Annotated in this window: 11 protein-coding genes; 2 read left to right on the top strand and 9 right to left on the bottom strand. The window is 60.9% G+C overall.

The window, feature by feature from the left end; genetic code table 11:
• Positions 1-13: 13 nt before the first annotated feature.
• Positions 14-2,710 (bottom strand): EAL domain-containing protein, encoded by a 2,697-nt coding sequence (locus M2360_RS08990; protein WP_280774583.1) that lies wholly within the window; start codon positions 2,708-2,710, stop codon positions 14-16.
• Between the two features lie 148 nt (positions 2,711-2,858).
• The gene (locus tag M2360_RS08985; RefSeq protein WP_280774582.1) at positions 2,859-3,170 is read right to left on the bottom strand and encodes an SH3 domain-containing protein; all 312 of its coding nucleotides are present in this window, start codon (positions 3,168-3,170) and stop codon (positions 2,859-2,861) included.
• Between the two features lie 194 nt (positions 3,171-3,364).
• Between M2360_RS08985 and M2360_RS08980 the strand changes: the two genes are divergently transcribed.
• Positions 3,365-4,030: a sulfite oxidase-like oxidoreductase gene (locus tag M2360_RS08980; protein WP_280774580.1), complete on the top strand. Its 666-nt coding sequence runs from the start codon at positions 3,365-3,367 to the stop codon at positions 4,028-4,030.
• 4 nt (positions 4,031-4,034) lie between these two features.
• On the opposite strand, the gene M2360_RS08975 is transcribed toward M2360_RS08980, so the two are convergent.
• The 4 genes from M2360_RS08975 to M2360_RS08960 form a co-directional block, all read right to left on the bottom strand.
• Entirely contained in the window at positions 4,035-4,226 is a 192-nt protein-coding gene (locus M2360_RS08975; RefSeq protein WP_280774578.1) for a hypothetical protein, read from the bottom strand.
• 74 nt (positions 4,227-4,300) lie between these two features.
• Positions 4,301-5,413 carry an ABC transporter permease gene (locus M2360_RS08970; RefSeq protein WP_280774576.1) on the bottom strand — a complete coding sequence of 371 codons (1,113 nt, stop codon included), beginning with the start codon at positions 5,411-5,413 and terminating at the stop codon, positions 4,301-4,303.
• A gap of 3 nt (positions 5,414-5,416) precedes the next feature.
• On the bottom strand, positions 5,417-8,152 hold the full coding sequence (gene rbbA / locus M2360_RS08965) for a ribosome-associated ATPase/putative transporter RbbA (protein WP_280774574.1): 2,736 nt from the start codon (positions 8,150-8,152) through the stop codon (positions 5,417-5,419).
• Complete coding sequence (locus M2360_RS08960) at positions 8,149-9,216, bottom strand: HlyD family efflux transporter periplasmic adaptor subunit (protein ID WP_280774572.1); 1,068 nt, start codon at positions 9,214-9,216, stop codon at positions 8,149-8,151. The genes rbbA and M2360_RS08960 overlap by 4 nt, the downstream gene beginning before the upstream one ends.
• A 322-nt stretch (positions 9,217-9,538) precedes the next feature.
• Between M2360_RS08960 and M2360_RS08955 the strand changes: the two genes are divergently transcribed.
• Positions 9,539-9,835 (top strand): hypothetical protein, encoded by a 297-nt coding sequence (locus M2360_RS08955; protein WP_280774571.1) that lies wholly within the window; start codon positions 9,539-9,541, stop codon positions 9,833-9,835.
• Positions 9,836-9,841: 6 nt separating this feature from the next.
• Here the strand turns inward: M2360_RS08955 and M2360_RS08950 are convergent, their stop codons facing one another.
• From M2360_RS08950 to M2360_RS08940, 3 genes are read right to left on the bottom strand one after another with little or no spacing between them, the layout of a single operon-like run.
• Complete coding sequence (locus M2360_RS08950) at positions 9,842-10,465, bottom strand: hypothetical protein (protein WP_280774569.1); 624 nt, start codon at positions 10,463-10,465, stop codon at positions 9,842-9,844.
• Between the two features lie 45 nt (positions 10,466-10,510).
• Positions 10,511-11,005 carry a MarR family winged helix-turn-helix transcriptional regulator gene (locus tag M2360_RS08945; RefSeq protein WP_280774566.1) on the bottom strand — a complete coding sequence of 165 codons (495 nt, stop codon included), beginning with the start codon at positions 11,003-11,005 and terminating at the stop codon, positions 10,511-10,513.
• Positions 11,006-11,007: 2 nt separating this feature from the next.
• A complete protein-coding gene (locus M2360_RS08940; RefSeq protein WP_280774564.1) occupies positions 11,008-12,450 on the bottom strand; it encodes a hypothetical protein in 1,443 nt (480 codons plus the stop codon).
• Positions 12,451-12,453 lie beyond the last annotated feature (3 nt).

Raw genomic sequence — 12,453 nt, 5'->3', positions numbered from 1 at the left:
GCTTCGAAAAACCTCAGCCTACATTTTCCAGCAGCGGCTGCGGCATCCAATTGCGCGCTTTGAGGAAGGGAAGAAGGTCGGCCGGACTCATGGGGCGCGCCAGGGCATAGCCTTGAAGGTAATGGCAACCGAGGTCGCGGAGGATTTCGGCATGACGCATGGTTTCCACGCCCTCAGCGACAATCTCGATGCCGCGCGATCTGCCGATGTCGATGATCGACCGAACCAGTTGCTGCTGCGGCTCGGAGTCCACGATCGGTTGGATCAGTTGCCGGTCGATCTTGAGCCGGCGGGGCGTCAGCTTGAGCAGGGTCACGATGGAGGCGTAACCGGTGCCGAAATCATCGATCTCGATGTCGATCCCGAGCGCGCGAATTTTTTCAATCTGCGGCACGAGTTCGCCGTCATGGCCATCGAACGAGGTGGATTCCAGGAGTTCGAAGGACAGCGTTCCCGGCAGGATCGGCAATGCAGCCAACCTTTCGATCAGCCCTTCTTCCCGCAAGCGCTGGGCGGAAATGTTGACCGACACTTTTTGTACAGGCATCCCCGCCAGCTTCAGCCGGTTGAGTTGCATGAGAGCCTGATTGAGAATGATCTCGTCTATGGCGGCGAGGACTTTCAGATTTTCGGCGATCTTTAGGAACGTGTCGGCGCCGAGAAGGCCTTTGACCGGATGATCCCAGCGCGCAAGGGCCTCGAGCCCCACCACTTCGAGCGTCGTCGCATCGAACTGCGGCTGAAAGAACGATACGAACTCGTTCTGCTCCAGACCGCGCAGAATGTCATCCGCCGTCTTCTTGGTGTTGACGGCATTGAGCCGCAAAGTTTCGTTGAAGCGCTCGACGCGATTGCGGCCGCGCCTCTTGGCCTCATAAAGGGCGATGTCGGCGTCGACAAGCAATTGCTCCACCGGCTCCGACGCATCCGTGCGCGAGGCGATGCCGATGCTCGCGCCGACGCGACATTCGTGACCTTCGTAATCGACCGACTTGCTGAGCGCCTCCACAAGCCGGGTCGCCATATCGGAATGTTCCTCGACGGTGCCCGGCATGCGCGAGACGACGACGAATTCGTCGCCGCCGATGCGGGCGACAAAGTCGCTGCCGCGAACATTGAGCTTCAGAGCCTGGGCTGCGTGCTTGAGGATCACGTCGCCCGCGGCATGGCCGAGGGTGTCGTTGATGTCCTTGAAGCGATCAAGGTCGATATGCAGAACGGTGACATCGGCCTCTCCGGGGGCGCCGTCCATATCCGCCAGAACCTGATCCAGATAACGCCGGTTTGGCAACCCCGTCAGGGCATCATGGAGCGCCGCGTTCTCCATGCGCAGATGGGCTTTTTCCAACTCGCGGTTCTGGTCTTCGGCCTGGCGCTTGGCGCGCCGGAGGTCGGCCTGGAGACGAATGTCCTCGGTGACGTCCCAGTTGACGCCGACGATCTTTTTCCGACCCTTGCTGTCGACATAGGCGTTGCCGATGGCGCGAATGAAGCGGATGGAGCCGTCCTTGCCGACAACCCGGAATTCGCTGCGATATTCTCCGGCGCCGGTCGCCGCCTCGGTGAATTCCCGCTGCGCCTGAGCGAAATCGGCCGGATGCAAGGCGTCCTTCCAGTCCTGATAACATGCGGTTCGCGCCAAGGCAGGAAGGCCGTAGAGAACCTTCATCCGTTCGTCCCAGACCAGAAGATTGGCGGTGGGATCATATTCCCACACTCCGATCTGCGACGTCTCCAGCGCCACCTGCAGCCGGTGCGATAACAAACGCATCGCCTCTTCGCGCTCATGGAGCATGACCAGGTTGCGTTGGCGCTCTTGCATGAGCCTGCCCGCCCACACCATCGGCAGCACCACGATCGCCTCGGCGAGCAGCAACTGCAGCCTGAAGAGCCAGATGTCGGCGAAGGAGAGGCCGAAACCGCTCTTTGGCGCGGCGTAAATCACCCATGTCTCGCGTCCGACGTCCAGGGACACCGAAATATTGTCGACCGACGCCAACGCCTTGTCCCCGAAAAAATACTCAGGCGGCAAGCCATCCCTGGTCTCGGCGCGGATCGCCAGACGCTCCGTTCGCTGGGCTTCCAAAAGTCCACTACGGTTGTACAGCGCCTCCAGACTGACCACGGAGGACAGGACGCCCCAGAATTCGCGTTTGCCATTCTCTCTTGGCAGGAAAACCGGGAGCCGGATGATCAAGCCCTGGCCGCCCTGGACGAGATTGACTGGCCCGGTGATGACGGGCGCACTGGTGTCGCGCGCCATCAACACGGCTTCGCGTTGTGTAGGCGACTTCATGTAATCGAGACCGAGCACGGCTGTGTTGGGCGCATAGGGATGGACCATACGGACCACCAGACCGGGAGCCGCCGCGACGTTGATGATCTGCGTCTGGCCCTGAATGACCTGGTCGGCGATCTGTGAGAACTGCGCCTGCTGCATATCCGGCAGCGCCTCGATCGTGGCGACCAAACCCCGCATGAGATGCAAATTGCCCTGGATATCGCTTTGCAGCTTGGAGGAAATCTGGTTCAGGCGATCAAGAGAGGCGAGGCGCTGCTCTTGATAGGCGGCGGACTGATGCTGCCAATCGGCATAGACGAGAATGCCCACCATCGCGACGATTGCGACGAAGGCCGGCACATAGTGAAGTGATACAAATCCGAGAATCCGTCTCGGCCTTTTGGTGGATTCTGCCGCCCCGTCAGACATTCCCCGTTACGCCCTTACAAATGTTCGATAATTCTGCCCCATTTGATCTCAGGTGTAACTTTTGCGTCTTAACAATGGATTTCGACACCCTCCTTCATTTTCACTGGCGTGGAATGAGGTGAAACACGGTTAAGTTTTACAGCCTTCGTCAAAGAACCAGTCGATAGACATGGGTTGACTTGTCGATTACAGGCGCGCGGACGGGGTCCGGCCAGTTCATCGCGTCGGACGGCGCCCAGCCACGCTGTCCGTCAGCGATGACCTCGCACCAGCCGGTGTCGCGCTCGCAGCCGATCACTTTTAATCCCTGCCCCCAGGCGATCAATCCGATCCGGGGAAAATCCATCGAGGGGCCGCCATACAGACGCATGGAATTCTTGGCCAGCGCGATATCCTCGGCAAGCGCTGCGGACGGAGCGCCAATCATGGCGGCAAGCAAGATCGTGGAGAGGATCTTCATTTTCCCTATCTCCTGAAGCCCGAGTTTTTCAGGCGTTTGAGGTTTATTCGTCGCTGAGAAAATGCGGCGACGGCGGGAAGGTTCCCCGTCGATTTGGTCTCACGCGGACGTGATCGCCACGACAATAGCCGCATGGGGGAACTCTTGCGCGCGACACGCTTTTGTCCGACACTTGGCCGCCAAGGGAGCAGATGATGACGACAGACCATGACGAACCGGTCGACAGCAAGCTGACGCGTTCCAAGCGCCGCTGGGCCGAGGAAGGCAAGTTTCTGACCGGACGGATCGCCCGACCCGAAGCCGAGCGGCTGCCGCCCGGCCAGCATCTGGTCAAAAACTGGCCCGTGCTGGATCTTGGCCAACAGCCAGAGATCCGTCTGGAGAACTGGCGGCTGGATATCCGCGGTCTGATAGACAGTCCTGTAACGCTATCGTGGAAAAGCTTTCTCGCGCTCGACCAGTCGGAGAGCCGAAGCGACATTCATTGCGTGACGACGTGGTCGCGTTACGACAATGACTGGCGCGGCGTGTTCGTGCGTGACCTGCTGGATGCGGCTCCGCCGACGCCCGAAGCCACGCATGTGATGCTGACCAGCTATGACGGCTACACCACCAATCTTCCGCTTGCGGATTTCGCCAGCGAGGACGCCATTCTCGCCACACACTGGCAAGGCGAGCCGATCACTACGGAGCATGGCGGCCCTATGCGGCTGGTCGTGCCGCATCTCTATTTCTGGAAAAGCGCCAAATGGCTAAACCGCATCGAGTTCATCGACGCAGACAAAGCCGGGTTCTGGGAACGCAACGGCTATCACATGCGCGGCGATCCCTGGCGGGAAGAGCGCTATTCGGACGACTGATCGTTCAGATCCGTCTCGCGGCGGCAAACAGGCCAAGACCTGCCAGGATCATGCCGCCGCCCCACCAGATCCAACTGCGGTCGTTGATCATGAAGCTCTGTTCGGGATAGGGAAACATCCCGCTTCCCTGCCCCATCCAGATCAAGCCCATCAAGGCAATCAGCAGGCCCGCAGCCATCAAGATCTTGCGTGTCATCTCGATCCTCCATTCGAAGCATCATACGCATTTCCAAGAGCGCGGGCTCACTTTTTATCGAACGCCCCTTTCTCTCAGCGCAGAAAGGCGCGGAAGCGGTGCAGCGAGATGGCGAACAATACGGCGCCGATGGCGATCAACGCCAGGAATTGCGGCCAGACCACGGACAGGCCCGCGCCTCGGAACAGGATCGACTGGCCGAGCATGACGAAATGCGTGGTCGGCGCGGCCAGCATGATATCCTGGATGATCATCGGCATGCTCTCGCGCGGCGTCACCCCGCCCGAGAGAACCTGGAGCGGAATCATCACCAGCATCAGCAGCATGCCGAATTGTGGCATCGAGCCGGCGGTCGTGGCCAGGAATATGCCGAGCGAGGTCGTGGCGAACAGGTGAAGCGCCGCCCCGACGAGGAATAGCGCCAGCGATCCCTGGATCGGCACGTTCAAAAGACCATTGATGACCACCGTGATCGAAAAAGCCGACGCTATGAGAACGACCAGTCCCATCGACCAGATCTTGCTCAGCATGATCTCGGTGCTGGTCACCGGCATCACCAGCAGATGCTCGACCGTGCCATGCTCGCGTTCGCGGATCAGCGCCGCTCCGGTCAGAACGATCGCCAGCATGGTGATGGAGGTGATCAGATTGACGATGGAGCCAAACCAGAGGCTGTCCCGCTGCGGGTTGAAGCGGTTGCGCATCACGAGGTCCGCGCCAACGCTGGTCGATCCGCGATAGCGTTTGACGAATTCGTTGATTTCAGACGTGACGATCGACTGGATATAGCCATTGCCGCTGAAAGCCTGCGTCATGCGCGTGGCGTCGACATTCAATTGCAGTGTCGGCTGCCGGCCCGCCAAGAGATCACGCTGAAAGTCTGCGGGAATGTCGAGAGCGAATGTGTCGAGGCCGGCGTCCATGCGGCGATCCATCTCGGAAATGTCGATCAGTTTCGGCGTCGTGAAATAAGGAGGATAAAACGCCGTTTCGATCCGCGCCGACAGCGGCGAGCGATCTTCGTCGACCACCGCGATGGCGGCATGGTTGAGCGCTTCGGGCATCGCGCGCGACGCCGTGTAGACGGATATCGTGAAGGAATAGATGATCAGGATCATCAGCATGGAGTCTCTGAGGAGACCGCGGATTTCCTTGACGCCGAGATTGAAGATATTGGCAAGCCGCATGGATCATCTCGCCTGTTTTTTGAGAAGGGCGACGCTCAGCGTCATGAGAACGGGGATCGACAACAGGATCGGCCAGAACGATCCCGACAATCCGTGGAAATCGAGTCCCTTGGAAAATGCGCCGCGGGCAATGTTCATGAAATAGGTCGCCGGGTAGATTTCGCCGACGAACCGCCCGCCGCCTTGCAATGACGAAACCGGGTCGATCATGCCGGAAAACTGGACCGCGGGAATGAGCGTCAGGAGCGCGGTCGCAAAGACAGCGGCGATCTGACTGGACATGAAGGTGGAGATCAGGAGCCCCATTGCGGTGGTGGCGCAGACATAAAAGAACCCGCCCAGCACGAAACCAAGGAAGCTGCCCTTGAACGGAACGCCGAACAGGAAAACCGCGACGAAGCACATCAACAGGCAATTGAACATGCCGATGACGATATAGGGCGCCTGCTTTCCCAACAGAAACTCAAGCCGCGTCGCCGGCGTCACATAGAGATTGACGATCGAGCCAAGCTCCTTCTCCCGCACCACAGACAGAGCCGTCAGCATGGACGGGATCAGGATGAGCAGCAGCGCGATGACCGCCGGAACCATGGCGACAAGGCTCTTGATGTCGGGGTTATAGCGATAGCGCGTTTCGATCGTGAAGGCGCCGGATTGGGCGGCGTCGCCATAGAGGAGCCGCGACCTGGCGGTCAGCCAGGTATTGTGAATGCCCTGGACATAACCCGCCATTGTTTCGGCGCGAGAGGGCATGGACGCGTCGATCCAGGCTGCGACGGACACCGTGTCGCCGCGCAGCAGATCGCGGCCAAAGCCGGGAGGGATTTCGATCGCCAGGCTGATGTCGCCGTTTTTCATCCGGCGATCCAAGTCCGCATAGTCGCGTATCGGCTCTTTCTCGACAAAGTATCGCGAGCCCTTGATGTCCAAGGCGTAATCACGGCTGATGGAGGTGTCGTCGCGATCGAGGACAGCAAAAGTGAGGTTCTCGACATCGAGATTGACGCCATAGCCGATCACGAACATTAGGATCAGGCTGCCGAGGACAGCGAGCGTGGCGCGGATCGGATCGCGTATCAATTCCATCGCCTCCCTTTGGCTGTAGCTCAGGAGACGACGGAGATCGAAGGCGCGACGTTTGGGAAGCTGAAACGCGCTGGATGGCGCAGATGGGGATGCAGGTGCATCCGCTTTGGGCGTTTCGCCGGAGGCTTCCTCCAGATAGGCGATGAAGGCGGTTTCGAGATCGCTTACGCCGCGGCTTTGGATGATTGCCGCCGGCGTATCGCTGACCAGAACCCTGCCGGCATGCATCAGCGAGATGCGATCGCAACGCGACGCCTCGTTCATGAAATGGGTGGAGATGAAGATCGTGACATTGTCCTTGCGCGAGAGATCGGCGAGCACTCGCCAGAAATCGTCGCGCGCCACCGGGTCGACGCCAGAGGTCGGCTCGTCGAGGATCAGGATTTCGGGCCGATGGATCAGCGCCACGGCGAGAGAAAGACGCTGGCGCACCCCGAGCGGCAAGCCATCGGGCAATTCATCCATGATGGGGTCGAGGCCGAAGCGCTCCGTCAGTTCGCGGATCCGGGGCTCAACGGTTTCCGGCGGCATCTGAAACAGCCGAGCGTGCAATTCGAGATTTTGCCGGACCGTCAATTCCGTATAGAGGGAAAAGGCCTGCGACATGTAACCGACCCGCCGACGCGCCTCCATGTCGCCCGCGTCGATCTCGCGGCCGAACAGGCGCGCCTTGCCCTCGGTGGCTGGCAGCAGACCGGTCAGCATTTTCATGGTCGTGCTTTTGCCGCAGCCATTCGAGCCAAGAAAGCCGAAGATCTCGCCGCGCGGGATCGCGAAGCTGACATCGCTGACAGCTGTGAAATCGCCGAAGCGCATGGTGAGATGCTCGGCTTCGATCGCGAGGTCGGACTCGTTCCCGGAGCGTGGCGGCATTACGACAGACTGATGGCCGCGCGTGACCTCTTCGGGCATCAGCGCAATGAAGGCTTCATCGAGGTTTTCAGCGCCGGTGCGCGCCAAAAAGTCGGCCGGCGCGCCTTCGGCCAGAACCCGGCCGTCATTCATCGCCACAAGCCAGTCGAAACCCGCGGCCTCTTCCATATAGGCCGTTGCCACCAGCACGCTCATCGACGGCCTGCCGGCGCGGATCGCATCAATCATTTCCCAGAACTGGCGGCGCGACAGGGGATCTACGCCGGTGGTCGGCTCGTCGAGGATCAGCAGATCGGGATCGTGAATGAGGGCGCAGCACAGGCCGAGCTTCTGCTTCATGCCGCCCGACAGTTTCTCGGCTGGACGGTCGACAAAGGGGTGAAGCCCCGTGCGCGCCACGAGATCGGCGATCCGCGCCTTGCGCTCCGCTTTGTCCTGCCCGAACAGTCGGCCGAAGAAATCTATGTTTTCGAACACCGACAGCGTGGGATAGAGATTTTTGCCGAGGCCTTGCGGCATATAGGCGATGCGCGGGCAGAGGTCGGCGCGAACAGCGGGCTTGCCTATGTCGCCGCCCAACACGGTCACGGCGCCTGATTGAATGGCGCGCGCGCCCGAAACCAGCGACATCAGGCTGGACTTGCCGACGCCATCGGGACCGATAAGCCCGACCATCCGCCCCGCCGGGATATCCAGCGTGATATCTTCCAGTGCACGGGTTTTTCCGTAGGCAAGGCTTACATTGGACAGTCGAACGACAGGCTCTGCGGCCGAGGTCATTTGACAAGACCTTTTTCGAGATCAGCAGGCCAGGCGACGGATTTGTCGAGACGGACATAGGCCATACCGGGCAGACCGGTCTTCACATAAGTTATGTATTTGCGCAGCAGATCCGGCGCGATATGGGCGCGGACGCGGAACATCAGTTTCTGTCGCTCTTCTTCGGTTTCCACAGTCTTGGGCGTGAACTGCGCGACGTCGGAGACGAAGGACACCGTCGCCGGAATGACATATTGCGGGGCAGCGTCGAGAACGAGCCGCGCTTCCGCGCCGAGCGCCAGTTTGCCCGCCATTTCGGACGACAGGAAAAATGTCATGTAAACATCGGTGAGATCCACCATGTTGACCACGCGGCCGCCGCTGGCGACGACTTCGCCGGGCTCGGCGACGATATACTGAACGCGCCCGTCGCGCGGCGCCTTCAACACACCGTCGCGGATCTGCGTGTCGACGGAATCAATCGCGGCGCGGCTGGCGTCCACCGCGGCTTCGGCGTCCACCACCTGGGCCCGGGCCGCGCCGATAGCGGCGTCAGCCGCCGCGACCGATGCATCGGCAGCCGCGAGCGCGGCGCGAGCGCCGGCTTCGCTCGCCCGGTCATCATCGAGCACCTGTAGCGCAACGGTGTTGGTCTGAGTCAGCTTTTCTGAACGCGCCAGGCGTTTGGCGGCGGCGTCGAGCTGCGCCTGGCGCTGAGCCACGGTCGCTTGATCGGCCCGCTTTTCCGCGAGCCGTTGTTCGACCAGGCTCCTGGCGGTGTCGACACTGATGGAGGCCCGGCGCAAATCCGCCTCCGCCTGACGCTTCTGCGCCTCGAGTTGCTCGGTATCTATCCGCGCCAGCACCTGGTCGACTTGGACGAAGTCGCCCTCCTTGACCTCGAGGCTCTTGACCCGCCCGGCGCTTTTTGCCGCCACATCAATCTCGACCGCTTCGATCCGGCCATTACCGGCGGCGATGCCATCCGGTAGACCGTTTCCCTGGTAGGTCTTGTAGCCGTAATAGCCGAAACCGGCTGCAAGCGCCGCCGCGATCAGCACCGGCATCATCTTGGAAGACGCCATAATCATACCTCTCCTATGGTCCGGTCATTGAGCGTACGGGCGCCGGCGAAAAACTGTCTGGATAAACGCATGCGGCAAATCCCTTCGTGCTCGAAATCCTGCTGGTGAACCACCCGTCGCAAGTCGAGGAGAGCTTAGGGACAGGCGCCGTTTCAACCATGACATAAATCAATTGGCGGACGGCTGTATTTAGGCGCTTTCGATCAAGATCCGACGGAAGCCGGATCAGAAATGTGAATGGCGGCTGAACGGCCAATTCAGGCCTGGTTCGGATGCCGGCTGCTTTAATATGGCCAAGATCGAGGCGTTATCGGAGCCGGCCATGCAGACCTATTTCTTCGACATCAACTGGAACGGCGAAATGCTCCAGGACGATGACGGCGCGTCGCATTTCGACGAAGGTTCGGCGCTTTACTACGCACGCGTGATCGCCAATCGGCTGGCGCGCGGGGCCGATGAGGCTGCGATCCGCATCCATGTGCGCATGGGCGATGGTCGGCCCTTCGCGATCGTGTCGCCGACGCCGCGCGGAGCCTTGCCCGTCAGCCAGGTTCGGGTTCGCGCCATCGTCGAACGCGACCTTAGCCGGCAGAAGACGATGGACGTCGCGGCGTGCTGACACGCTTCAACCGAGCGGGCCGGCGCGACGCCCCGGCGCGCGGAGAACGGCGATCGCCGCCAGAGTGGCGAGGAGCGTTGCGATCAGCACGGATGTGATCTTGCCGAAGCGCTGCCAAAGATAGGCGCCGACCGCACCCCAGTCGGGAACCACGGGCGAAGCCGTATTAAAGCCCTCGGCGCTGAACTCGCATTGGATCAGCGCTGCCCCGGCAAGCGTCATCTCGCGGTCGATGCGCGACACCAGATCGCCGGCCATCGGCTGCGCTGCCGGCAAGTCGCGAAGCTTGAGCAGGATCGCCTTGACGCCCGCGAGTTCGGCATGGGCGCATTCGTTGAGCGGATTCGCCTCGTCGGTCACGCTTCCGGGCACAAGGCCCCAGGCGCAATTGGCCGACTGCAGGCCGGTGAACATCAGCAGGGCCCTGATTTCCGCGTCTCTTTGAGACGTTTGTTCCGCAAGGTCCATGACCTCGCCGCGATAGCGCGAAAGAACAGCCATTTCTCCATGCGATATGGAAGGGATGGGCACCCCGCTGACATCAGCGGGCGGGGAGAAGACATGCGCCTGCGCGCCCGGCGCGAACCAGACGGCGAAAACCAGAAACAGCAACGGGCGCGTCTTCAACATGTACACACCTTCGGGTCTTGCGCTCCGCCAATCAAGTCCCGGTTGTCAATCCGACAGTTTTCGCAACAGAAAAAGCAGCGCCACCCGTTCGGCCGGGTTGAGGGGCTCCATGGTCTTTTCCGAGATCGCCGGCCCGCGCGGCAGCATGGCGGCGAGCAGATCTTCGCCCTGACCGGTCAGCGACATCACCACCTTGCGGCCGTCGCTTTCATCGCGCGACACCTGCAACAGGAAACGCGCCTGCAGCCGATCGATGATGCCGCGGATGGTTGCCTGATCGATCGCGGTCGCCTCGACCAGATCGCGCTGCGAACAAGGCCCTCGGTCCGAGAGCGCACAGAGCGTGACGAATTGCATTGATGTGAGGTTCAGATCCTCGGCGAACTCCTGAAAAATCGCCAGATGCCGCTGATAGGCGCGGCGCAGAAGATGCCCGACCTGCTGGGTGACGACATAGGCTTCGCCACCTGCCCCTTCGGGAGCCGAACGCCCGGTTGCGTCGTCCCGCAGGCGTTTTTCCTCGTATGGCAGGTTGGCCATGATCAGATCCTCGCCGCAGCCAGGAGCCACAGGCCGAAGCCGGTATAGGCGATCATCAGCAACGCGAAAGGCGTTTCGATCATCAGCGTCTTTCGCCGGTCGCCCGCGATAGCCTTGATGATAACATGCGCCAGAATGACCGCGATGACATGACCGAGCGTGACCGCCATGGTTTGCGTCACGAAGATCATCCGCACCGAGGAATAGACATTCAGGAAGGACGTGCTGACCTGATAGTCCGAAAAGCCAAACAGGTTCCAGCCGCGATGAAAAGGATCCGAGGCGGCGACAGCGAAATCCTGCAGGCCGACCATGGCGAGCGTCAGGTAGTGCGCAGCCTGAAAGCCGAGTGAAATCGGCAGGATCGAGAAAACCAAACGCCCTGCGATCTCCGCATACCGCCGTTCGCCGGAGAGCCCGCAACCGAGCGCGATGCTGCCGAAATAAGCGGCGGCCAAAGCGAGGAACGTCAAAAGCAGGCCAAGGCTGGAGGAGAGCGTCACCTCACTTCTGCCCGGAAATTCGAGCGGATTAATGCCGATTGCGGTGAGCCAGGCAAAAGTCGAGGACAATCCGTCGAAAGAGACTGTCGACAATGTAAGCAGCACGAAGATGACGCCGCTCGGGCTCATGGCCCGCTGGCGAGCCAATTGCATCCCAGGCCAGGCGAGAAACAGCCGCAATCGCACGCCGCTTTTCTCCCAGCCGAACGGAGCAAGCCGGCCAATGAGATCGAAGAAAATGCCGAAGGGCTCGGCACGACCTCCCCATTGCCGCTCGCCGAACAACAGAAAGCCCAGCGCATTGACCAACCAATAGGCTGCAACCGCTGCGGCGAGCCGGCGGGGATCCTCTGGATAGAGATAGACGAGTTCGAACCAGGCGAATGCCGCAAATTGCAGAATGGCTGCGCTATAGCCCAGCTTTTTCGGCAGGGTAAACCGTCCATGCGGATTTGCGGCGCCGGGGGCCAGTCGCTCGAGCAAAGCGAGCGGCCCGGCCCAGGGATTGACGAAGGTCCAGTGTTTGCCTGCAATTCCGTGCGCGAAGACGAGACAGACCCAAAACACCGTCCAGACAAAAGCAGGCAAGGGATTGTGAGCCGGATCGACGCTGCCCAACGCGCCGCAAACCACCATGAACAGGAGAAGCAGAAAGGACAGGCTGCTCGGGATGACGGGCGAAATGGCCGGGATCACGCCGATGAAAATTTGCTTCTCACGCAGCGCGCGAATGGGCCCTGCCGGTGCAAGCGCGAGGATCAGAAAGGTCGCGGCCACGGCGAGGACGCCAGCGAGAATGAAATAGCCGGTGGGCAGCAGAAGCACCAGCCCGCCTTCGGAACTATGCGCTGCGGCCTCGCCGGCGATCGCCACGAGAGCGAGGCCGCAGAACACGGCGCGTGGACGAAGCAGAGGATGGAGCAGTTGGCGCGACGCCGGCATGTC

Origin of the sequence: Rhizobium sp. SG_E_25_P2, assembly GCF_029892285.1 — a bacterium.
Lineage (GTDB): Bacteria > Pseudomonadota > Alphaproteobacteria > Rhizobiales > Rhizobiaceae > Rhizobium_E.
Note: the sequence above shows the minus strand (reverse complement) of the source record. Positions and strands in the feature narration are given on the sequence as shown.

Bases quoted from the DNA above. Each gene is read 5' to 3' on its own strand.
- M2360_RS08945 (WP_280774566.1), bottom strand. From the start codon at position 11,005: ATGGCCAACCTGCCATACGAGGAAAAACGCCTGCGGGACGACGCAACC.
- rbbA (WP_280774574.1), bottom strand. From the start codon at position 8,152: ATGACCTCGGCCGCAGAGCCTGTCGTTCGACTGTCCAATGTAAGCCTT.
- M2360_RS08975 (WP_280774578.1), bottom strand. From the start codon at position 4,226: ATGACACGCAAGATCTTGATGGCTGCGGGCCTGCTGATTGCCTTGATG.
- M2360_RS08955 (WP_280774571.1), top strand. From the start codon at position 9,539: ATGCAGACCTATTTCTTCGACATCAACTGGAACGGCGAAATGCTCCAG.
- M2360_RS08990 (WP_280774583.1), bottom strand. From the start codon at position 2,710: ATGTCTGACGGGGCGGCAGAATCCACCAAAAGGCCGAGACGGATTCTC.
- M2360_RS08960 (WP_280774572.1), bottom strand. From the start codon at position 9,216: ATGGCGTCTTCCAAGATGATGCCGGTGCTGATCGCGGCGGCGCTTGCA.
- M2360_RS08950 (WP_280774569.1), bottom strand. From the start codon at position 10,465: ATGTTGAAGACGCGCCCGTTGCTGTTTCTGGTTTTCGCCGTCTGGTTC.
- M2360_RS08985 (WP_280774582.1), bottom strand. From the start codon at position 3,170: ATGAAGATCCTCTCCACGATCTTGCTTGCCGCCATGATTGGCGCTCCG.
- M2360_RS08980 (WP_280774580.1), top strand. From the start codon at position 3,365: ATGACGACAGACCATGACGAACCGGTCGACAGCAAGCTGACGCGTTCC.
- M2360_RS08970 (WP_280774576.1), bottom strand. From the start codon at position 5,413: ATGCGGCTTGCCAATATCTTCAATCTCGGCGTCAAGGAAATCCGCGGT.
- M2360_RS08940 (WP_280774564.1), bottom strand. From the start codon at position 12,450: ATGCCGGCGTCGCGCCAACTGCTCCATCCTCTGCTTCGTCCACGCGCC.